The organism is Rhodococcus sp. 06-156-4, from assembly GCF_002259345.1.
GTDB lineage: Bacteria > Actinomycetota > Actinomycetes > Mycobacteriales > Mycobacteriaceae > Rhodococcoides > Rhodococcoides fascians_E.
Genome location: NZ_NPGB01000018.1, coordinates 600534 through 622684, shown reverse-complemented (window position 1 = coordinate 622684; position 22151 = coordinate 600534). Strand labels below are relative to the sequence as shown.

The 22151-nt window shown below is 65.8% G+C and carries 18 protein-coding genes; all 18 read left to right on the top strand.

Annotated elements, in window-relative coordinates:
- Positions 1–58: 58 nt before the first annotated feature.
- Positions 59–3457 carry a pyruvate carboxylase gene (locus tag CH290_RS13690; protein WP_033189931.1) on the top strand — a complete coding sequence of 1133 codons (3399 nt, stop codon included), beginning with the start codon at positions 59–61 and terminating at the stop codon, positions 3455–3457.
- A 31-nt stretch (positions 3458–3488) separates the two neighbouring features.
- Entirely contained in the window at positions 3489–4073 is a 585-nt protein-coding gene (gene rsmD / locus CH290_RS13685) for a 16S rRNA (guanine(966)-N(2))-methyltransferase RsmD (protein WP_051104844.1), read from the top strand.
- Positions 4070–4558, top strand: a complete 489-nt coding sequence (gene coaD, locus CH290_RS13680; protein WP_033189930.1) for a pantetheine-phosphate adenylyltransferase — start codon at positions 4070–4072, stop codon at positions 4556–4558. Before rsmD ends, coaD begins: the two co-directional genes overlap by 4 nt.
- Before the next feature lie 151 nt (positions 4559–4709).
- Positions 4710–5477 (top strand): DivIVA domain-containing protein, encoded by a 768-nt coding sequence (locus CH290_RS13675; protein ID WP_019664279.1) that lies wholly within the window; start codon positions 4710–4712, stop codon positions 5475–5477.
- 137 nt (positions 5478–5614) lie between these two features.
- Positions 5615–6259 (top strand): YceD family protein, encoded by a 645-nt coding sequence (locus tag CH290_RS13670; protein WP_179275209.1) that lies wholly within the window; start codon positions 5615–5617, stop codon positions 6257–6259.
- Positions 6260–6442, top strand: a complete 183-nt coding sequence (gene rpmF / locus CH290_RS13665; RefSeq protein WP_080733022.1) for a 50S ribosomal protein L32 — start codon at positions 6260–6262, stop codon at positions 6440–6442.
- A 23-nt stretch (positions 6443–6465) separates the two neighbouring features.
- Positions 6466–7245: a ribonuclease III gene (gene rnc, locus CH290_RS13660; RefSeq protein WP_033189929.1), complete on the top strand. Its 780-nt coding sequence runs from the start codon at positions 6466–6468 to the stop codon at positions 7243–7245.
- Positions 7238–8110, top strand: a complete 873-nt coding sequence (gene mutM / locus CH290_RS13655; RefSeq protein WP_020110323.1) for a bifunctional DNA-formamidopyrimidine glycosylase/DNA-(apurinic or apyrimidinic site) lyase — start codon at positions 7238–7240, stop codon at positions 8108–8110. The genes rnc and mutM overlap by 8 nt, the downstream gene beginning before the upstream one ends.
- A 19-nt stretch (positions 8111–8129) precedes the next feature.
- Positions 8130–8558, top strand: coding sequence for an OsmC family protein (locus CH290_RS13650; RefSeq protein WP_033189928.1), 429 nt, complete (start codon positions 8130–8132; stop codon positions 8556–8558).
- Between the two features lies 1 nt (position 8559).
- On the top strand, positions 8560–9474 hold the full coding sequence (locus CH290_RS13645; protein WP_019664274.1) for an SMP-30/gluconolactonase/LRE family protein: 915 nt from the start codon (positions 8560–8562) through the stop codon (positions 9472–9474).
- Entirely contained in the window at positions 9471–9746 is a 276-nt protein-coding gene (locus tag CH290_RS13640) for an acylphosphatase (protein ID WP_019664273.1), read from the top strand. Before CH290_RS13645 ends, CH290_RS13640 begins: the two co-directional genes overlap by 4 nt.
- 80 nt (positions 9747–9826) lie before the next feature.
- The gene (smc, locus tag CH290_RS13635) at positions 9827–13471 is read left to right on the top strand and encodes a chromosome segregation protein SMC (RefSeq protein ID WP_094620651.1); all 3645 of its coding nucleotides are present in this window, start codon (positions 9827–9829) and stop codon (positions 13469–13471) included.
- 61 nt (positions 13472–13532) lie between these two features.
- Positions 13533–14930 (top strand): signal recognition particle-docking protein FtsY, encoded by a 1398-nt coding sequence (ftsY, locus tag CH290_RS13630; protein ID WP_033189582.1) that lies wholly within the window; start codon positions 13533–13535, stop codon positions 14928–14930.
- 271 nt (positions 14931–15201) lie between these two features.
- The gene (locus tag CH290_RS13625) at positions 15202–16461 is read left to right on the top strand and encodes an ammonium transporter (protein ID WP_170947592.1); all 1260 of its coding nucleotides are present in this window, start codon (positions 15202–15204) and stop codon (positions 16459–16461) included.
- Positions 16462–16539: 78 nt separating this feature from the next.
- The gene (locus CH290_RS13620) at positions 16540–16878 is read left to right on the top strand and encodes a P-II family nitrogen regulator (protein WP_019664269.1); all 339 of its coding nucleotides are present in this window, start codon (positions 16540–16542) and stop codon (positions 16876–16878) included.
- On the top strand, positions 16868–19435 hold the full coding sequence (locus CH290_RS13615) for a [protein-PII] uridylyltransferase (protein ID WP_026347642.1): 2568 nt from the start codon (positions 16868–16870) through the stop codon (positions 19433–19435). The genes CH290_RS13620 and CH290_RS13615 overlap by 11 nt, the downstream gene beginning before the upstream one ends.
- Positions 19436–19634: 199 nt before the next feature.
- Entirely contained in the window at positions 19635–20471 is an 837-nt protein-coding gene (locus tag CH290_RS13610; RefSeq protein WP_019664267.1) for a M23 family metallopeptidase, read from the top strand.
- 122 nt (positions 20472–20593) lie between these two features.
- Positions 20594–22150 carry a signal recognition particle protein gene (ffh, locus tag CH290_RS13605; RefSeq protein ID WP_026347641.1) on the top strand — a complete coding sequence of 519 codons (1557 nt, stop codon included), beginning with the start codon at positions 20594–20596 and terminating at the stop codon, positions 22148–22150.
- Position 22151: the final 1 nt, after the last annotated feature.

Sequence of the window (22151 nt, the reverse complement as noted above, 5' to 3'; positions counted from 1 at the left end):
TCCCACATTTCGAGACGGGTTGCCCATCGGCGGTGATCTTCGGCGGTAGGTTTGGCCAATGTTCTCCAAAGTGTTGGTTGCCAATCGCGGTGAGATCGCCATCCGTGCGTTCCGCGCGTCGTACGAGTTGGGTGCCGCTACCGTGGCCGTCTTCCCGTTCGAGGACCGTAACTCGGTTCATCGGACGAAGGCCGACGAGGCATACGAGATAGGCGAGAAGGGTCACCCCGTTCGCGCGTACCTGTCCGTCGACGAAATCGTCGCTGCCGCCAAACGCTCCGGCGCCGACGCGGTGTACCCCGGCTACGGCTTTCTCTCGGAGAATCCGGATCTGGCGGCCGCATGTGCCGAGGCGGGCATCACGTTCGTCGGTCCGTCGTCCGAGGTGCTGGAGCTGACGGGCAACAAGGCACGGGCCATCGCGGCCGCCAAACGTGCAGGCCTGCCGGTGCTGGCGTCGTCGGAGCCGTCGAGCGACGTCGACGAGTTGGTCGCGGCGTCGGAATCGATGACGTTTCCGGTGTTCGTCAAGGCAGTCGCCGGTGGTGGTGGCCGCGGAATGCGCCGCGTCGCCGAGCCTGCTCAGTTGCGTGAGTCGATCGAGGCCGCTGCTCGTGAGGCCGAATCCGCCTTCGGCGACCCCACTGTCTTCCTCGAGCAGGCCGTCATCGATCCGCGCCACATCGAGGTGCAAATCCTCGCCGACGGCCAGGGCAACGTGGTCCACCTCTTCGAGCGCGACTGCAGCCTGCAGCGTCGTCACCAGAAAGTCATCGAGCTCGCTCCCGCGCCCAACCTGCCCGACGGTGTTCGAGAGAAGATCTGCGCGGATGCCGTCGCCTTCGCGAAAGAGATCGGGTACTCCTGCGCGGGAACGGTGGAGTTCCTGCTCGACACCCGCGGTAACCACGTCTTCATCGAGATGAACCCGCGAATCCAGGTCGAGCACACGGTCACCGAAGAAGTGACCGACGTCGACCTCGTACAGTCCCAGCTCCGAATCGCGTCGGGGGAGACCCTGGCCGATCTGGGCCTGAGCCAGGACAACATCGCGTTGCGCGGCGCCGCGCTGCAGTGCCGCATCACCACCGAAGACCCAGCCAACGGATTCCGCCCCGACACCGGCCGCATCACCGCCTACCGCACACCGGGCGGCGCGGGTGTTCGCTTGGACGGCGGCACCACCCTCGGTGCCGAGGTAGGTGCCTACTTCGACTCGATGCTCGTCAAGCTCACCTGTCGAGGACGCGATTTCGACACTGCCGTCGCGCGTGCGCGTCGGGCCGTCGCCGAATTCCGTATCCGCGGCGTCGCGACCAACATCCCGTTCCTGCAGGCCGTGCTCGTCGACCCGGACTTCACGGCCGGACGGGTGACGACCTCGTTCATCGAGGAACGCCCGGAGCTGTTGACCGCCCGCACATCCGGTGACCGCGGTACCAAGATCCTGACGTACCTCGCCGACGTGACGGTCAACAAGCCGCACGGAGAGCGGCCCTCCACGGTCTACCCCCAGGACAAGCTGCCCGAGGTCGATTTCTCGGCACCGATTCCCGACGGCAGCCGCCAGCGTCTCCTCGAGCTCGGACCCGAGGGCTTCGCCCGGGACCTGCGTAACCGCAAGGCCGTCGGCGTCACCGACACGACGTTCCGTGACGCGCACCAGTCGCTGCTCGCCACTCGCGTGCGCACGTCGGGTCTGTTGATGGTGGCGCCCTACGTGGCACGCACCACCCCGGAACTGCTGTCCATCGAGGCGTGGGGCGGAGCGACATACGATGTGGCGCTGCGGTTCCTGCACGAGGATCCGTGGGAGCGGCTCGCAGCGCTGCGCGAAGCGGTACCGAACATCGCGCTGCAGATGTTGCTACGCGGGCGGAACACCGTCGGGTACACCCCGTACCCGGAGAAGGTGACGCGTTCGTTCGTGGCCGAGGCCACCGACACCGGTATCGACATCTTCCGGATCTTCGATGCGCTCAACAACGTCGATCAGATGCGTCCCGCCATCGACGCCGTCCGTGAAACCGGAACGGCCGTAGCGGAAGTGGCGCTGAGCTACACCGGTGATCTGTCGAATCCGAACGAGTCGCTCTACACGCTGGACTACTACCTGAAGCTCGCGGAGCAGATCGTCGACGCCGGTGCGCACGTGCTCGCCATCAAGGACATGGCTGGTCTGCTGCGAGCCCCGGCAGCGAAGACTCTGGTGACGGCGCTGCGGTCCAACTTCGATCTGCCGGTGCACGTGCACACGCACGACACCCCTGGTGGTCAGCTGGCGACGTATCTCGCGGCGTGGGAAGCAGGAGCCGACGCGGTCGACGGTGCCAGCGCCGCGATGGCAGGTACGACGAGTCAGCCCGCGCTGTCCGCGATCGTCGCTGCCGCGGCACATTCCGAGTACGACACCGGCCTCGATCTGCAAGCAGTGTGCGATCTCGAACCCTACTGGGAAGCGCTGCGAAAGGTCTACGCGCCGTTCGAGTCCGGACTCCCGGCGCCCACCGGCCGTGTGTACACCCACGAGATCCCAGGAGGCCAGCTGTCCAACCTCCGTCAGCAGGCGATCGCGCTGGGTCTCGGCGACCGGTTCGAGACCGTCGAGGCGAATTACGCTGCGGCGGACCGGATGCTGGGCCGTCTGGTCAAGGTCACCCCGTCGTCGAAGGTCGTCGGCGACCTGGCGCTCGCTCTGGTCGGCGCGGGCGCTTCGGCGGAGGAGTTCGCGGAGAATCCGCGCAAGTACGACGTCCCCGACTCGGTCGTCGGCTTCCTGCGCGGCGAGCTCGGCACACCTGCCGGTGGTTGGCCGGAGCCCTTGCGGACCAAGGCATTGGAGGGACGGTCGGAGCCCAAGGAGGAAACCCCCGTCTCGGCCGAGGACGAGAAGGCGTTGGACGGAACCTCGGCGCAGCGCCGAGACACGCTCAACCGCTTGCTGTTTCCCGGTCCGACCGCCGAGCTTGCTGCGCACCGCGAGAAGTACGGCGACACTTCCAGATTGTCCGCCAATCAGTTCTTCTACGGTCTGCGCCAGGGCGAGGAGCACCGAGTCAAGCTCGAGAAGGGCGTGGAGCTGCTCATCGGTCTCGAAGCGATATCCGACGCCGACGAGCGCGGAATGCGCACGGTGATGTGCATTCTGAACGGACAGTTGCGGCCCGTGTCGGTCCGCGACCGCTCGATCAGCTCGGACGTTCCGTCGGTCGAGAAGGCGGACAAAGCCAACTCGGGTCACGTGCCCGCACCGTTCGCCGGAGTGGTGACGCTGTCGGTGTCCGAGGGCGACAACGTTTCAGCAGGCGACGTCGTCGCCACGATCGAGGCCATGAAGATGGAAGCGGCGATCACCGCTCCCAAGGCCGGTGTCGTCTCGCGGCTCGCGATCGGTGGTGTCCAGCAGGTCGAAGGCGGCGACCTACTCATCGTCATCGGCGGTGATTCGGCGGACTAGCCGTGAACGCCGGATGAGTAAACTCCCGTGGATGACTCGGATCGTCGCAGGCATCGCGGGAGGCCGGAAGCTGAAGGTGCCGCCTCGCGGCACTCGCCCCACATCGGAGCGAGTGCGCGAGGCGGTGTTCAGTTCACTGGGTGCCCGAATGGATCTCGAGGGCGCCTCGGTGCTCGACCTGTTCGCCGGATCCGGAGCGCTCGGACTCGAAGCGCTCTCCCGCGGGGCCGACAAAGTGGTGCTGGTCGAGTCCGACGCGCGTGCCGCGGCAGTGGCCCGTGAGAACGCCGCAGCGGTGGGAATCGCCGGGGCATCGGTCCGCTGTGCGCCGGTCGCGTCGGTGTTGGCAGGGTCGGCGGACACCGCGTTCGATCTGGTGCTGGCCGACCCGCCCTACGCGGTGACCGACGCCGCCGTCGGACACATGCTCGAAGCCCTCGTGGAGGGAGGATGGCTGGCACACGACGCCGTCGTCGTCCTCGAGCGATCGAGTCGCTCGGCCGAAACCGTGTGGCCCCCTGGGTTGCTGCCGGAGAAGGTCAAGAAATACGGCGAGACGCGCATCGAGATCGCCACCACGGACGACGAACCCGCCGGTGATAGCGTGCAGCCATGACTGGAGCGGTGTGCCCTGGATCCTTCGACCCGGTGACCAACGGTCACCTCGACGTCATCACAAGAGCTGCAGCGCAGTTCGACGAGATCGTGGTGACCGTGATGATCAACAAGAGCAAGCGTGGACTCTTCACGGTGGACGAGCGCATCGAGATGATCGCCGAAGCGACAGCGCATCTGGACAACGTACGGATCTCGTCGTGGTACGGATTGCTGGTGGACTACGCCAAGGAGCAGGGGTACACCGCGATCGTGAAAGGACTGCGCGGAGCGAACGATTTCGACTACGAACTGCAGATGGCTCAGATGAACCAGAAGCTCTCGGGTGTCGACACGCTGTTCATCCCGGCCAACCCGACGTACAGCTTCTTGTCGAGCTCGTTGGTCAAGGAGGTGGCGACGTTCGGCGGTGACGTCGCGGACATGGTGCCCGAGCACGTGCACACACGATTGCTGGCCAGGATCGCGGAGCGCGCGGCCGAGTGAGCACGGCGGCCGCCACGTGCGGCCGCGCCGCCCACATCGAGCGACACACCGACGTCGGTGTTTCGCAGACGTGGCGATCACCAGGCAAACTGGCAGTCACTGGACCGACCACGGCCAGTACCTAGAAGTACCTAGACGATTGGGGTGGGCGGTGTACCGCGTATTCGAGGCACTCGACGAACTCGTTGCCATCGTCGAGGAGGCGCGCGGAGTTCCCATGACTGCCGGCTGCGTCGTACCTCGTGGCGATGTGCTGGAACTTCTCGACGACGTTCGCGACTCCATTCCCGGAGAACTCGACGACGCCCAGGATGTTCTCGACCACAAGGACAAGTTGGTCGGCGACGCGCGGGCGACGGCGGAGAAGACCGTCACGTCCGCGAACAACGAGGCGCAGGACACGGTCGAGAATGCTCGCGACTCTGCCGACCGCATTCTCGCCGACGCCAAAGCTCAGGCCGATCGCATGGTCGCCGAAGCGAAGGCGCACGCGGAACAGCTCGTCGACGACGCCACCGACTCTGCCGAACGTACCGTCGAGCAGGGACAGCAGGAATACGACGCCCTCACGAGCAGGGCACGGTCGGAGGCTGATCGCATGATCGAGGCCGGCCAGGCCTCCTACGATCGGTCCGTCGCCGACGGGACCGAGGAGCAGGCACGACTCGTCGCACAGACAGAGGTGGTGCAGGCTGCGCACGCCGAGTCCGCACGGGTGATAGACAGCGCCCACGCCGAGTCCGACCGCATGCGCAGCGAATGCGACGTGTACGTCGACACGAAGCTGGCGGAATTCGAGGAGTTCCTCACCGGCACCATCCGATCCGTCGGGCGCGGTCGTCAGCAACTGCGTACCGGATCCGGGGTCCCCGATTACGGATCCGATACGGCGGACGACTTTCGTCGACCACGCCGCTGAATCGGGCCTGAATCGGGCCTGAATCGGACTTCGGTCGGGGCGTGATCGCCCCCGAGTTTGCCCACATATGCGTGCGTGCGTATCGTTGAGTGGTTGCCCGCTCCCGTCTCGACGGGAGTAGGTGACGACTTGTCGTGATGTCGTTCCCATGTTTTCGAGAAGAAAGAATCGTTGTGTCTACCCGTCGCAGTACCCCCAGTTCCTCCGCGGGCTCGGGTTTCGCTCTGGATATCGACAACCTCGGCCGTCGGCCGGGGTCGATGAAGGAGATCCAGCGCACGGTGGCCGCGCCGACCCGAATCGGACTCGATGCAATCGCAATCGAAGCCGATACTCCCGTCGAACTCGATCTGAGGCTCGAAGCAGTGTCCGAGGGCGTGCTGGTGACCGGCACCGTCCGCGCCGACACTGCAGGCGAATGCACCCGCTGTCTGGAGCCGGTCACCGGTTCGGTGGATCTGTACCTCACCGAGCTGTTCGCCTATCCGGACAGCGTCACGGAAGAAACGACCGACGAGGACGAGATTCACCGCGTTCTCGACGATCGGATCGACCTCGAACCGGTCATCGTGGATTCCGTCGGGCTGGAGCTTCCGCTGCACCCCGTCTGCCGCGAGGACTGCGAGGGATTGTGCCCCGAATGCGGCGTTCGCCTGGCGATTGCGGAATCCGGCCACAGTCATGACATACTTGATCCTCGCTGGGCTGGTCTTGCAGCCAAATTTGGCGTGGATTCAGAACCGAGCACAGAACTTGTGAACAACGAAGTCGAGGAGAAGTAAGTGGCTGTCCCGAAGCGCAAGATGTCGCGTTCCAACACGAGGTCGCGTCGTGCACAGTGGAAGACCACTGCGCCTACCCTCGTCACCTGCCCCAACCGTGGTTGCGGCGAGAAGACCCTGCCCCACATTGCGTGCCCGTCCTGCGGCACCTACAAGGGCCGCCAGGTCGCAGCAGCAGTCTGATCTTTCTCGGGATCGGACGCGCTGTGATCGACAAAAGCAGCCCAGCTGTACGTAGCTCAGCTACGAAGAAGAGTGCAACAGCCGGTAGCGGCGAGGACGACCATGGGTCACTCCTCGCCGCTCTCGGCGTTGTTCTGGAGGAATCACTCCTCACCTTGGCACTGACACACCGTTCGTATGCGTACGAACGGGGAGGTCTGCCCACCAACGAACGACTCGAATTCCTCGGAGATTCCGTCCTCGGCCTGACCATCACCGAGCGGCTGTACCTGGCTCACCCGGCGAAGTCCGAAGGTGAGCTCGCGAAGATCCGAGCGAGCGTGGTCAACATGCATGCACTCGCCGAGGTCGCGCGCGGCCTCGGCGACGGCGGTCTCGGCGCACACCTCCTGCTCGGCAAGGGCGAGGAGCAGACCGGCGGCCGAGACAAGGCGAGCATTCTGGCCGACGGCATGGAATCGCTACTGGGTGCTATTCACCTTCAGCACGGTATCGACACCGCGCGGGAAGTCGTTCTCCGACTCTTCGCGGAGTTGCTCGAGCGGGCACCGCGACTGGGTGCCGGACTCGACTGGAAGACGAGCCTGCAGGAGCTGACGGCAGAACAGTCGCTCGGGGTACCTGCGTACGAGATCTCGTCGACCGGCCCCGATCACGACAAGGAATTCACCGCCACCGTTCTGGTCGGTGGCCGTGCACTCGGTGTCGGTGTCGGCCGCAACAAGAAAGAAGCGGAGCAGAAGGCGGCCAGCACTGCCTGGAATGCACTGTCCGTCGACACCGACCCCGACGTGAATGCCTGAGCTTCCCGAGGTCGAGGTAGTCCGACTCGGATTGGCCGCGCACGTGGTCGGCTCCACGATCGAATCGGTCGACGTGCTGCACCCACGCGCGATCCGCAGGCACCTCCCCGGGTCACGGGATTTCGTCGGACAGCTGCGCGGACGTCGCATCGCGGCCGCCGAGCGTCGTGGCAAGTATCTGTGGCTTCCTCTCGAACCATGCGACATCGCCGTCGTCGTGCACCTCGGAATGAGCGGTCAGATGCTCGTACAGCCACCGACGGTGCCGGACGAGAAGCACCTTCGCATCCGCGCACGCCTGGACAACGGGGCAGATCTCCGTTTCGTCGACCAGCGCACGTTCGGGGGTTGGGCAATTGCACCACTGACGGATGTCGACGGGACCATCGTTCCCGAACCGGTCGCGCACATCGCCCGGGATCCGGTCGATCCGCTGTTCGACGCGGAGTCGGTCGTGAACGTCCTGCGAGGCAAACACACCGAGATCAAGCGAGCGCTCCTCGATCAGACCGTTCTGTCCGGTGTCGGAAACATCTACGCGGACGAAGCATTGTGGCGGGCCAAGATTCACGGAAACCGTATCGCCGAGACCTTGAGCAGGCCGGCGTTGCGTCGGTTGTTGACTGCAGCGCACGCCGTGATGGGCGAAGCGTTGGCGCAGGGCGGAACGTCGTTCGACGCCCTGTACGTGAACGTCAACGGCGAATCGGGATACTTCGATCGCTCCCTCGACGCGTACGGGCAGGAAGGCTTGCCGTGCTCACGGTGCGGAAGCCCCATCCGTCGTGAGAAGTTCATGAACCGCAGCTCGTACAGCTGCCCCAAGTGCCAACCTCGACCGCGCACGACCCGACCGGTGAGCTAGGCCCCTACAATCGGCTCTCATGGCTGAGACGAGCACTCCTACTTCACTCTGGGTCGAACGCACCGGAACCCGCCGATACACCGGCAAGAGTTCACGCGGTGCCGAGGTTCTGATCGGATCGGAGTCGGTCGACGGCGTGTTCACGCCGGGCGAACTGCTAAAAATTGCACTCGCGGCCTGCACCGGAATGAGCTCGGATCTGCCGCTGTCCCGCAGACTGGGCGACAATTACGACGCCACCGTCGAGGTATCCGGTGCCGCCGACCGCGAGAACGAGCTGTATCCGGAGCTGAGCGAGATCCTGAAGGTCGACCTGAGCGAACTGGATCCGGAGGCTCAGCAACGCCTCCTGACCGTCGTCGAACGCGCAATCGACAAGGTGTGCACCGTCGGTCGCACCCTGAAGGCCGGCACCACGGTCGGTCTCGCCATCGAGATCGACCACTGACGTGTGGACGCCTGACACGACGGTCGGGGCTGCGGTAGTAGCAGGCACGCTGGCCGCAGGACTGCTGGTGACCGCTCCCGCCGCGAGCGCAGCGCCTGCGTGCACGGAGTGGTCGGTCAGTACCGTGGCCACCGGCTACGGCATGCTCGAGAACCTCGCGTTCGGCGAGAACGGCACGATGTACCTGTCCGAGACGTCCCCTCTCGGTCCCGGGCGGATCCAGGCGCTCTCGCAGGACGGCCTCAGGTCCGTCGCCGTGGACGACGTGACGTCGCCCGGGGGATTGGTCGTCGATGGCTCGGTGCTGTACTTCACGACCGGAAACGGCACCGCAGCAGGTCTTTTCGACACGCCGGACGGCACCGTGGACATGCTGGACCTGTCGTCGGGGGTCCGTTCCACGTACGCCGCCGGTCTCGTGATGCCCAACGGTCTCGCACGGACGGACGACGGAACTTTGTTCACCACGCGCAACCTCGGACTCACGACAGGTCTGACCGTCGTTCCGTCGGCCTCACCGCACGTGCCGTCGGTCGTCCGCACCGACCTCGGCACCGCCAACGGCATCGCGGTGGACGCAGACGCGCTGTACGTGGCCGACACGTTCGAACCGTCGTTGCGCATCACCGCACTCGACGTCGACGATCCAGCCGGCCCGGCGAGAATCCTGCCCGTCGACGGGTTCGGTCCGTTCACTGCATCGGACGACATGACCGTCGGGCCCGACGGCATGATCTACCTGGCTCAGAATCTCGCCGGACGCGTTCTGCGTGTCGATCCCGCCACGGGTTCGTCGTGCGTGGTCGGCACAGGTGTGCCGCTCACGTCCTCGGTGGAGTTCGGTGGACCGGGCTGGGACGACAATTCTTTGTACGCAACGAGCTTCGACGGATCCGTGCGAAAGCTGACGCCGTGACGGACCAGCGATTGACGGCTTGGGTACATGGACACGTGCAAGGCGTCGGATTTCGATGGTGGACGCGATCTCGCGCACTCGAGCTGGGATTGATCGGATCGGCGACCAACCAGTCCGACGGCCGCGTCCTGGTGGTCGCGGAAGGCCCGAGAGACCGGCTGGAGAGCTTGCTGGCACTTCTCCGCGGCGGCGCGACGCCCGGGTCGGTCTCGCTCGTCGTCGAGAGCTGGGACCCGCCCCGGGGCGGAATCATCGGTTTCGTCGAACGCTGACGCGCCGGGGTGATCCGACGCGCGTGTGACGCGATGTGCGTGTGCCCGCGCGTCGGTGCGACCCGGTACTGTCAAACGCCATGCATCTCAAGAGTCTGACGCTGAAGGGCTTCAAGTCCTTCGCTTCGGCGACGACTCTTCGATTCGAACCGGGAATCACCTGCGTGGTCGGACCCAACGGGTCGGGTAAGTCCAACGTCGTCGACGCGTTGACCTGGGTCATGGGCGAGCAGGGCGCCAAAGCACTACGCGGCGGAAAGATGGAAGACGTCATCTTCGCCGGCACATCCGGGCGCGCACCGCTCGGTCGTGCCGAGGTGACGTTGACCATCGACAATTCCGACGGCGCACTTCCCATCGACTACACCGAGGTCTCCATCACGCGGCGCATGTTCCGCGACGGTGCCGGTGAGTACGAGATCAACGGCAACTCGTGCCGCCTCATGGACGTACAGGAGCTGCTGAGCGACTCGGGTATCGGACGTGAAATGCACGTCATCGTCGGACAGGGTCGTCTGGCGGCGATCCTGGAATCGCGTCCCGAGGACCGACGTGCGTTCATCGAGGAAGCCGCTGGTGTCCTCAAGCATCGAAAGCGCAAGGAAAAGGCCGTACGCAAACTCGATGCCATGCAGGCCAACCTCGCGCGGTTGACGGACCTGACGGCCGAGCTGCGGCGTCAGCTCAAACCGCTCGGCAGACAAGCCGAGGTCGCCCGACGAGCCCAGACCGTGCAAGCCGACCTGCGCGACGCGCGGCTGCGGCTCGCGGCGGACGATCTGGTCGCCCGCCGTGAGGAATTCGCCAACCAGACGCAGGACGAAGCCGCCGCGCGGGAACAGTACGCAGCCGTCCAGGACACCCTGGAAGCAGGCAACGTCGCGCTCGGTGAACTGGAACAGTCGGTAGCGAGACTCACGCCGAGCGCCGAGGCTGCCGGGCAGACCTGGTTTCAGCTGTCTGCGCTGTCCGAGCGCGTCAACGCGACCATCAGGATCGCGAAGGAGCGCGCCCGCCATCTCGACTCGGCTCCGTCAGGAGGCCGCGGTCAGGATCCCGACGAACTCGAGCAACAGGCCGACCGCGTGGCGGAGGAGGAGCTCGAGCTCGTCGAGGCCGTCGAGATCGCTCGTGAAAATCTCGAAGTGGCACGCGATCAACTGGCCGAGCGCGAGTCCGCCGCCGCGGAGGCCGAACGAGCACACATGGCGGCCGTTCGTGCCGTCGCCGACCGTCGTGAGGGGTTCGCGCGGTTGTCGGGCCAGGTCGACACTTTCCGAACGAAGGCGGAATCCATCGACGCCGAAGTCGCCCGGCTCTCCGTCGCGATCGACGAGGCACGCGAACGAGGTGACCGGGCACAGGAAGAATTCGAAAGCGTCCAGGACCAGATCTCCGGTCTCGACGCGAGTGAGCTGAGCCTCGACACGCACTACGAGCGCGCCGTCGCCGCGCTGCGCAGCGCAGACGCTCGTGTCACGGAATTGCAGAACGAGGACCGTGTCGCAGGCAAGAAAGTGGCGTCGTACCAGGCTCGCATCGAAGCTCTGACCATGGGGCTCGAGCGCAAGGACGGCGCGGGCTGGCTCACCTCTCGCGGCCAGGCCGGCGTTGCAGGGCTACTGGCCGAGCGCATCACCGTCGAAGACGGGTTCGACGTGGCCGTCGCCGTGGCGATGGGGCCCGCCGCCGACGCAGTGTTCGCCGACTCGTACGAGGTCGCTCGCGACGCGGTCCGTGCATTGCACGAAGCCGACGGCGGTCGCGCCGTGCTGGTCTTCGAATCGGGTTCGGCCGAGCGCCCGAAGCCGGGGGTCCTGCCCGACGGTGCGCGGTGGGCACTGGACGTGGTCGACTACCCCGAGCCGCTGGCGTCGGCCATGCAGTCGCTGCTCGGGGACGTCGTGATCGTCTCGTCGTTCGACGACGCGCAGTCGGTCATGGGCACCGTGTCCGGTGTCCGCGCCGTGACCACTGCGGGCGATTACATCGACTCCGGCTGGGTGTCGGGCGGATCCGACCGTAGACCGAGCACGCTGGAAGTGCAGGCAGCGATCGACACGTCGACCGTCGAACTCGCCGCAGCGGAACGTCGATCCGCCGAACTGGAAGCAGCGCTGTCGGGTGCACTGGCAGAGCAGTCCGATCGGCGTGAGTCCGCCGAGCAGGCACTGGCGGCGTTGAACGAATCCGACGCGGCGATGTCCGCGGTCTACGAACAACTCGGCCGGTTGGGCCAGCTGGCGAGATCGGCGCACGCGGAGTCCGCGCGGTTGTCCGATCAGCGAGCCAAGGCCGAGAGCGGTCGCGAGGACGCGCTGCAGGCACTCGCCGAGCTCGAGGAACGTCTCCGTCTTGCCGAGGACGAGCAGTCGGAATCGTCCGACGCTCCCGACTCGGAGGACTCCACCTACGCGCGCGAGGCAGCAGCTGCAGCGCTGGCCGAGGTGCGATCGGTCGAGGTGGAGGCACGGCTGAACGTACGCACCGCCGAGGAACGAGCTCAGTCACTACGCGGAAAGGCCGATTCCTTGCGTCGCGCGGCGCGGGCCGAGCGCGAGACTCGGGCCCGTGCGGAACGGGAGATGATCGCTCGACGTCACGCCGCTGCCGTCGCGGAATCGGTTGCCACGGCAGGGGAGCGGGTGGCGACCCGACTCGCCGATGTCGTCTCAGCCGCCGCAGCCCGCCGGGACGAACTGGCCGAACAGCGCGCCAACACCACGGCAGAACTCGAACGCGTCAAAGAACAGGTCCGTGCACTGCAGGGCCAGTTGGCGTCCATCACGGACGCCGTTCACCGTGACGAGGTGGCGCGTGCGCAGGCGGCGCTTCGCATCGAACAGCTGGAGTCGACGATTCTCGAGCAGCACGGAATCGGCCTGGACGATCTGGTCGCCGAGTACGGACCCGATGTCGCGCTCGCGCCGACCGAGCTGGAGATGTCCGAGTACGAAGCCGCGAAGGAACGCGGTGAGCAAGTGGTCGCACCGGCCCCGATGCGGTTCGACCGCCTCACTCAGGAGAAGCGAGCGAAGCGAGCCGAACGTGACCTGGCGACTCTCGGCAAGGTGAACCCCCTCGCACTGGAGGAGTTCGCCGCACTGGAGGAGCGCTACAACTTCCTGTCCACCCAGTTGGAGGACGTGAAATCGGCTCGGAAGGATCTGCTGGACGTCGTCGCGGACGTCGACGAGCGCATCCTGCAGGTCTTCACCGATGCCTGGCTCGACGTCGAGCGGGAGTTCACGCAGGTCTTTGCAAAGCTGTTTCCGGGAGGCGAGGGACGTTTGATCCTGACCGAGCCCGGAGACATGCTCACGACCGGAATCGAGGTCGAGGCACGTCCGCCTGGCAAGAAGGTCAAGAGGTTGTCGCTGCTCTCGGGTGGCGAGAAGTCCCTGACTGCCGTGGCCATGCTGGTGGCGATCTTCCGCGCCCGACCGTCCCCGTTCTACGTCATGGACGAGGTGGAGGCCGCACTCGACGACACCAACCTTCGGCGCTTGATCGGCTTGTTCGAACAACTGCGGGAGAAGTCTCAGCTGATCGTGATCACCCACCAGAAGCCGACGATGGAGGTGGCCGACGCTCTCTACGGAGTGTCGATGCGGGGCGACGGCATCACGACCGTCATTTCGCAGCGGCTCAACCGCGACCGTGTGGAGACGATCGGCAGCGTGACCGCGCCGGACGAGGAAACAGCGGCCGCGCCCACCCCCTGACGGAGTGGCGCAGCGCACGCCCGCGCACTCGAAGAGCCCGCCGCCCTGACAAGATGGACACGTGAGTAGCCAAGCGTGGATCATCCTCGCGGCCGTTCTGGCCGTCCTTGTCGTCGCACTCGTCACCGGGCTGGTGCTGTCCCGTCGGCGCCGTGTCTCGTTGAAGTCGTCCGACACCCCGACGATCGAGGAGCAGAAAGACCGTTCCGGTGGGTACAAGGCGGGCGGTGGATTCTCCTTCAGCCAGGGCACCGCAACCGCCGAGCCCGAGCCCGTCGTCAGACCCGAGCCCGTCGTCAGGCCCGAACCAGTCGTCGAGCCGTCACCCGAGCCACTGCCGACGCCGGAGCCGACTCCCGAGCCTGAGCCGACTCCCGAGCCTGAGCCGGCACCCGAGCCTGAGCCGGCACCGGAGACCCAGCCGACACCGGAGCCCGAGCCGGCACCGGAGCCCCAGCCGACACCGGAGCCTGAGCCGGCACCGGAGACCCAGCCGACACCGGAGCCCGAGCCGGCCGGCCGAGTCCTCGACGACATCGCGCCCACCGACGGGCGGCTCGATCGACTTCGCGGCCGGTTGTCACGGTCGCAGTCCGCCGTGGGCAAGAGCCTGTTGGGCCTGCTCGGCGGTGGAGACCTGGACGAGGACTCGTGGGAAGAGGTCGAGGACACGCTGCTGATCGCGGACCTCGGATCGACCACGACGCAGGAAATCATGACGGCACTGCGGCAGCAGATGGCAGCGAGGAGCATCAGAACCGAGGCCGACGCGCGGGCGTTGCTGAAGGAGATTCTGGTGTCTCAGCTGCGCCCCGAGCTCGATCGCTCCATCAAGGCCCTGCCACACGAAGGAACCCCTGCGGTTCTGTTGGTGGTCGGAGTGAACGGCACCGGTAAGACGACCACGACGGGCAAGCTTGCGCGCGTGCTGGTGGCGGACGGTCGTCGAGTTCTGCTCGGCGCGGCGGACACGTTCCGTGCTGCCGCTGCGGACCAGTTGCAGACTTGGGCCGAGCGAGTCGGTGCCGACGTCGTGCGGGGCAAGGAAGGCGCTGATCCGGCCGCAGTCGCGTTCGATGCCGTGACCAAGGGTATCGAGCAGGGCGTGGACGTCGTCGTGGTCGACACGGCGGGTCGGTTGCACACCAAGTCCGGGTTGATGGACGAGCTCGGCAAGGTGAAGCGCGTGATCGAGAAGCGCGCGCGGGTCGACGACGTGCTCCTCGTGCTCGACGCCACCGTCGGCCAGAACGGGTTGACCCAGGCCCGGGTGTTCGCAGAAGTGGTGAACATCACCGGCGTCGCGCTCACCAAGCTCGACGGTACGGCGAAGGGCGGCATCGTCTTCCAGGTGCAACGTGAGCTCGGTGTGCCCGTGAAACTCGTCGGTCTCGGCGAGGGTGCGGACGATCTCGCGCCCTTCGAGCCGGAGGCATTCGTCGACGCGTTGCTCGGCTGATTCCGCCCCCTGATTTCGGACCGCGTGAGGGCTCACGCCGTCCGAAATCGGGTGAGCGCGGGATTGCGAAAAATACGAATGGCCTGGACGAAACGTATTGGCAACAGATTTCGCCCATGCGTTCACATGAGCGAAACACCAGAGTGTCATCGATGAAACTTCTTAAAACCACTCTTTGTTCTTGACGGCGCACCGACCGGTAGCGCAGGAGAAATGGAGGGTGTACGTGAGTCCCGAGGATGTATTGGCCAACTCCGGCAACGCCGCTTGGATGCTGATCGCAGCATCACTGGTGCTGCTGATGACGCCGGGCCTGGCGTTCTTCTACGGCGGAATGTCGCAGCAGAAATCCGTCCTGAACATGATGATGATGTCGTTCGGGTCGATGACCGTCGTCGCGATCATCTACTTCCTGTGGGGATGGTCGATGTCGTACGGAACCGAGGACATCGGCGGCCTGTTCGCCAACCCCTTCGAGTTCTTCGGTCTCAAGGATTCCATCACCGACGCCGACGGTAACTTCATCGCCGGAGCGTGGGGATACGCCAACATCATCGATGTTGCATTCCAGGTCACCTTCGCGATCATCACCGTCGCCCTGATCTCCGGCTCCATCGCAGGCCGCGTCAAGTACGGAACGTGGCTCGCATTCGCAGGTATCTGGGTCACCCTCGCGTACTTCCCGCTCGCACACATGGTGTGGGGTGGCGGACTGCTCTCGGGCTCCGAGGACGGGCTCGCCGCGAAGATCTTCGGCACCACCGACGACGGAGAAGGCGGACTGGTTGCCTCGGTCGCGCCGATCGACTTCGCCGGAGGCACGGTCGTTCACATCAACGCCGGCATCGCAGGCCTCGTCCTGGCCCTCATCATCGGCAAGCGCATCGGCTTCGGCAAGATCGCCTTCCGGCCGCACAACCTCCCGTTCGTCATGCTCGGTGCGGCACTCCTGTGGTTCGGTTGGTTCGGCTTCAACGCCGGTTCCGCCTTCGCTGCCGACGGCGCAGCCGGACTCGCCTGGGTCAACACCACTGCCGCCACCGCGGCCGCCATCGCAGGCTGGCTCATCACCGAGCGCATCCGCGACGGACACGCCACCAGCCTCGGTGCCGCGTCGGGCATCGTCGCAGGCCTCGTGGCCATCACCCCCGCCGCGGGAGCACTCACGCCTGTCGGCTCGATGATCCTCGGCGTCATCGCAGGTGTCCTCTCCGCACTTGCTGTCGGCCTGAAGTTCAAGTTCGGTTACGACGACTCGCTCGACGTCGTCGGCGTGCACCTCGTTGCCGGCCTCTGGGGCACCATCGCGATCGGCTTCCTCGGTTCCGAGACCGGCCTGTTCTACGGTGGTGACTACAAGCAGCTCGTCGTGCAGATCGTGATCGCGCTGTTCGCACTCATCTTCACCGCCATCGTCACCGCGGTCATCGCCTTTGCTCTCAAGCCGCTCGGGTGGCGTGTGTCCGACGAGGAAGAAGCCAACGGAATCGACGAGGCAGAACACGCCGAGACCGCGTACGACTTCGCCTGACAAGGTAGAGATAAGAGCGAGAACCCTCGCTCCGCATGCAACCGGGCACATCAAGAGCTTGTGAAGGGAAGCAGAACAATGAAGCTGATCACGGCAATCGTCAAACCGTTCACGCTGGAGGACGTCAAGACGGGCCTCGAACAGGCCGGCGTGCTTGGCATGACGGTCAGTGAAGTTCAGGGATACGGGCGCCAGAAGGGCCACACCGAGGTCTACCGCGGCGCCGAGTACTCCGTGGACTTCGTTCCGAAGGTGCGCGTCGAGGTCGTCGTCGACGACGCGGCGGTCGAGAAGGTCGTCGAGGTCATCGTCGAAGCCGCTCGCACCGGCAAGATCGGCGACGGCAAGGTATGGGTCTCGCCGGTCGACTCGGTCATCCGAGTGCGTACCGGAGAACGTGGCGCCGATGCGCTCTGACCCACACGGGTCTCGGACAGGCGGCCTCGATTCCTCGGCTCACGCCGGGGGATCGGGGCCGTCGGTCTCGAAGGGCTCCACACCGAAGGGCTCGGCGTCGAACGACAGGTCCGGCGCGGCCGCCGACCTCGCGCGCGCCAGGAAACAGCTGCTCGACGGCGGGGCACGCAACCGTCGACTCGACGCGCCCTCGCTGCGGCAAGCCCTCGTCGATCTACACGAGTTCTGGCTCACCACCAAGGGATCCGAGCTGGGAATCAAACCCGATTCGGGATTCGCGATCGTGGCTGTCGGTGGCCTCGCGCGGCGCGAACTGCTTCCGTACTCCGATCTCGACCTGATTCTGCTGCACGACGACATGAGCCCCGAGATCGTCGCCGAGGTCGCCGACAAACTCTGGTATCCGCTGTGGGACGCGCACATCAAGCTCGACCACAGCGTGCGGACGGTGCCGCAGGCACTGCAGGTCGCCGCGACGGACATGACCGCGGCGCTCGGGATGCTCGAAGCTCGTCACATCGCCGGTGACGTGGAACTGAGCAATTTGCTGATCGGCGGGGTACGTAGGGAGTGGCGTACCGGAATACGGTCGCGCTTCGACGAACTCATCACTCAGACCTCCTCGCGGTGGTCCAGAAGCGGTGAAATCGCCCACCGCGCCGAACCTGATCTCAAGAGTGGCCGGGGCGGGCTCCGCGACGTCCAGCTCCTCGACGCCCTCGCCATCGCGCAACTGACCGACGGTATGCCCGGTCTCGGCCCGTCGTCTCCCGGCGGCGGACTGGCCTTCGCGCACGGTCGACTTCTCGATGTCCGCACCGAACTTCACCGTGTCGCCGGTCGAGCGCGCGATCAACTGCGGGCACAGGACGCCGACGAGATCGGTGCCGCGTTGCGTATCGGCGATCGATTCGATCTCGCGCGCGTTCTCAGCGACTCGGCCCGAACCATCAGCTATTCCGTGGACGTGGGTTTGCGTACTGCGGGGAACTCCCTTCCACGACGCGGGCTCTCGCGGCTGCGCCGCGCACCGGTCCGTCGCCCGCTGGACGAGGGAGTCGTCGAGCATGCAGGTGAAGTGGTGCTCGCGCGCGATGCACGTCCGGGGAAGGATCCCGGACTGATCACGCGAGTGGCCGCCGCGTCGGCGCAGACGGGGATGCCGATGTCGGCGTCGACGCTCAATCGATTGTCCGACAGCGCCCCCGAACTGCGCGAGCCGTGGCCGAAGGAAGCGTTCAACGACTTGCTCGTTCTGCTCGGTTCCGGACGTCGCGCCATTGCCGCGATCGAAGCGCTTGACCGAACAGGGTTGTGGGGTCGGTTGATTCCCGAATGGGGTGCGGTGCGGGATCTTCCGCCCCGCGACGCCGTGCACACCTGGACGGTGGATCGGCACCTCGTCGAAACCGCCGCGTACGCAAGTGCTCTGACGACACGGGTGGCTCGCCCGGATCTTCTGGTGCTCGGCGCTTTGATCCACGACATCGGAAAGGGACGCGGGGGAGACCACAGTGTGGTCGGCGCGGAACTCGCCACGCAGATCGGAAACAGGCTGGGGCTGTGGCCGTCGGACGTCGCATTGCTCAGTGCAATGGTTCGCTATCACCTTCTCCTTCCGGAGACCGCGACCCGCCGCGACCTCGACGACCCGGCGACGGTGGAGACCGTCGTGAACACTCTCGGTGCGGACACGGTTCTGCTGGAACTGCTGCATGCACTCGCCGAAGCCGATTCCCTCGCGACCGGGCCCGGAGTATGGGGTGACTGGAAGGCGTCGTTGATCCGGGAACTCGTGCGCCGATGCCGCATGGTGATGGCGGGCGAAAGCCTGCCGACGCCCGACCCGCTCGATCCCGCGCACATCGCTCTGGCGGAGAAGGGCGGCGTACACGTCGATCTGCAGCCGACCGACGGTATGCACACCTATGTCGTGACCGTCGTCGCTCCGGACACACCGGGTCTGCTGTCCGACGCTGCCGGTGTGCTCGCGCTGCACTCGTTGCGCGTGCTGTCGGCGTCGCTGGGCAGTCACGACGGTTCGGCGGTCAATTCGTTCGCCGTCGCGCCGCTGTTCGGGACGCCGCCTCAAGCTGGGCTGCTGCGTCAGGAGATCATTCGTGCCCAGGCGGGTGAACTGGACCTGATCGCGTTGCTCGATGCCAAGGAACGGGACGCTCAGCCGATTCCGCTGGACGATCGGGCCGGGGAGTCGACCGAGCCGGAGGACGACTCGGCAGTTCCTGTCGTGTACGCGCAAGCGCCTCCGCGGGTGCTGTGGTTCGACGGGTCGGACTCGGGGCAGGTGGTGCTCGAGCTCAGAGCCGAGGACAGGCTCGGGCTGCTGTGCCGTCTTGCGACTGCGTTGGAGAAGCTGGGCGCGGACGTGAGATGGGCGCGGGTGGCCACGCTCGGTACGTCCGTCGTCGATGCGTTCTGCATCGATCTGTCGGGAACCGACACGCGGGCGACGAGGGAGGACATCGAGCGAGCGCTGCTCGCGGTGGTCCCCGCTCCGGAACCACCGAAACCTCCGGAAAAGCCGGAAGGAACCTGACCCGGCGTACCGATCGACGCGCCGTTCCGACTGCGCTTGTGAGTTTTCATAAAGATTCGGTTACGGTGTCTGCGGGCGAGATCGTTTTGTTACGTTTCTCGCCACAGGAACAACTTGTGAACGAGAGCGCAATGCATGCGAAACAGCCCTGCTCGGGGCGTTTTTCCATGCCTCGCCGACGACTGATGAGGTACTGACTGTGGGAGCCCACCGGCGGTCGAACATTTATGTTCCGACCACGACAGATTCGACGACACCACGCGGGCGTCACAGAGCTCAGGACGATTCGAAGGATTCGGGAATCAAGACGGCGACCATCGTCGCCGCAACAGGTGCGATCGTCGCCGGTGCGGCGCAACTGGGAACCGGGACCGCCACGGCGGCTCCGGCTCCGCTGCCCGACGCCCCCGCGGCGAGTCAACCCTTCGGAATTCCGCAGAATCTGCTTCCCGCGGGCTTCGAGTTGCCCGCCGGAGTTCAATTGCCGGAGAACCTGATTCCGGAGGGCTTCCAGTTGCCGCCGGGTGTCGAGATCCCGGACACCTCTGATCTGCCCGCACTGGGTCTTCCCGATGTCGGTGCCGCGGCGCAGGATCTGCTGCAGGGGCTTGCACCTCTCAAGGACAAAGCAGTGCAGCCGGTGTCCGGAGTGTTGACCTCCACGTTCGGTCAGCGCTGGGGTACGCACCACGGCGGGATCGACATCGCTGCCCCGATCGGCACGCCGGTACTCGCAGCCGCCGACGGAGTGGTGACGGCCGCGGGACCTGCGTCCGGTTTCGGCCTGTGGGTCAAAGTGCTGCACGCCGACGGGACCGAGACGGTCTACGGCCACGTGGACACCTACGAGGTCGCCGAAGGGCAGCAGGTCGCCGCAGGTCAGCAGATCGCGACGGTCGGAAATCGCGGCCAGTCCACCGGCCCGCACCTTCACTTCGAGGTGCACGACGCGTCCGGGATCAAGACCGATCCGTCCGTCTGGCTGGCCACGCGGGGAGTGTCCGTGACGTGGAACGACACCGCGCGCAACGCTTGACCGAGCACGCGCTGTCCACGCCTCAGCGCCGCGGGCGCTAGGCTGGGTGCGACGTACGTGGCGGGGCGGCAGGCTCGACCCGCTGTCGGCTAATACTCGCTATCGGCTCAGGAGTGCAATCGGTGTTCGAATCCCTTTCCGACAGGTTGACCGGAACCCTCAAGGACCTGCGGGGCAAGGGGCGGCTCTCCGGTGCCGACATCGACGCCACGGCCCGTGAGATCCGGCTCGCGTTGCTCGAGGCCGACGTGGCTCTGCCCGTCGTCCGCGAGTTCATCACCCGCATCAAGACGCGCGCCAAGGGCGCGGAGGTCTCGGGTGCTCTCAACCCCGCGCAGCAGGTCGTCAAGATCGTCAACGAGGAACTCGTCGGGATCCTCGGAGGCGAGACCCGCCGCCTGCAGTTCGCGAAGACCCCGCCGACGGTGATCATGCTCGCCGGTCTTCAGGGATCGGGTAAGACCACGCTGGCGGGCAAGCTGGCCAGGTGGCTGAAGGACCAGGGGCACACACCCTTGCTCGTCGCGTGTGACCTCCAGCGCCCGGGCGCGGTCAGCCAGCTGCAGATCGTCGGTGAACGGGCAGGCGCAACGGTGTTCGCGCCCCACCCGGGAACGTCCATCGGCGGCGGGGAGAACGCGCTCGGCATCTCGGCAGCCGATCCCGTCGAGGTCGCACGCGCAGGCGTCGCCGAGGCTCGCGCCAAACAATTCGACATCGTCATCGTCGACACCGCAGGCCGCCTAGGTATCGACACCGACCTGATGAACCAGGCCGCGGGTATTCGCGACGCGGTTCAGCCGGACGAAACACTGTTCGTCCTCGACGCGATGGTCGGCCAGGACGCGGTCAGCACCGCGCAGGCCTTCCGGGACGGCGTCGGATTCACCGGTGTCGTACTGACCAAGCTCGACGGCGACGCACGCGGCGGCGCGGCACTGAGCGTCCGCGAGGTGACCGGCGAGCCCATCATGTTCGCGTCGACCGGTGAGAAGCTCGAGGACTTCGACGTCTTCCACCCCGACCGCATGGCCAGCCGCATCCTCGGTATGGGTGACGTACTCAGCCTGATCGAGCAGGCCGAGCAGCATTTCGACGCCGAGCAGGCCGAGGCCACGGCCAACAAGATCGGCTCCGGCCAGCTCACGCTCGACGACTTCCTCGAACAGATGATGGCCGTTCGCAAGATGGGCCCCATCGGCAATCTCCTGGGCATGCTGCCCGGCGCCGGCCAGATGAAAGAACTGGCCAACGTCGACGAGAAGCAGTTGGATCGAGTGCAGGCAATCATTCGCGGCATGACGCCGCAGGAGCGCACCGACCCCAAGATCATCAACGCGTCACGTCGTCTGCGTATCGCCAACGGCTCGGGCGTGAAGGTCTCCGACGTCAACCAACTCGTCGATCGTTTCTTCGAAGCTCGAAAGATGATGTCCGCCATGGCAGGCCGGATGGGCATGCCGGGCGCGCGCAAGCAGGTCAGGAACAAGAAGGGCAAGAAAGGCAAGAAGGGCGGTCGGGGGCCGACTCAGCCCAAGATCCGCGGCGGCTTCCCGGGCATGCCCGGAGGTATGCCTGCGGGCATGCCGGACCTGTCGTCCATGCCCAAAGGGCTCGACCAGCTTCCTCCGGGACTCGAAGGCATCGACCTGTCACAGCTGAAGCTGCCGAAGAAGTAGA

Bases quoted from the DNA above. Each gene is read 5' to 3' on its own strand.
- coaD (WP_033189930.1), top strand. From the start codon at position 4,070: ATGACTGGAGCGGTGTGCCCTGGATCCTTCGACCCGGTGACCAACGGT.
- CH290_RS13690 (WP_033189931.1), top strand. From the start codon at position 59: ATGTTCTCCAAAGTGTTGGTTGCCAATCGCGGTGAGATCGCCATCCGT.
- mutM (WP_020110323.1), top strand. From the start codon at position 7,238: ATGCCTGAGCTTCCCGAGGTCGAGGTAGTCCGACTCGGATTGGCCGCG.
- rsmD (WP_051104844.1), top strand. From the start codon at position 3,489: ATGACTCGGATCGTCGCAGGCATCGCGGGAGGCCGGAAGCTGAAGGTG.
- CH290_RS13615 (WP_026347642.1), top strand. From the start codon at position 16,868: ATGCGCTCTGACCCACACGGGTCTCGGACAGGCGGCCTCGATTCCTCG.
- CH290_RS13650 (WP_033189928.1), top strand. From the start codon at position 8,130: ATGGCTGAGACGAGCACTCCTACTTCACTCTGGGTCGAACGCACCGGA.
- CH290_RS13625 (WP_170947592.1), top strand. From the start codon at position 15,202: ATGCTGATCGCAGCATCACTGGTGCTGCTGATGACGCCGGGCCTGGCG.
- smc (WP_094620651.1), top strand. From the start codon at position 9,827: ATGCATCTCAAGAGTCTGACGCTGAAGGGCTTCAAGTCCTTCGCTTCG.
- CH290_RS13670 (WP_179275209.1), top strand. From the start codon at position 5,615: ATGTCGTTCCCATGTTTTCGAGAAGAAAGAATCGTTGTGTCTACCCGT.
- CH290_RS13620 (WP_019664269.1), top strand. From the start codon at position 16,540: ATGAAGCTGATCACGGCAATCGTCAAACCGTTCACGCTGGAGGACGTC.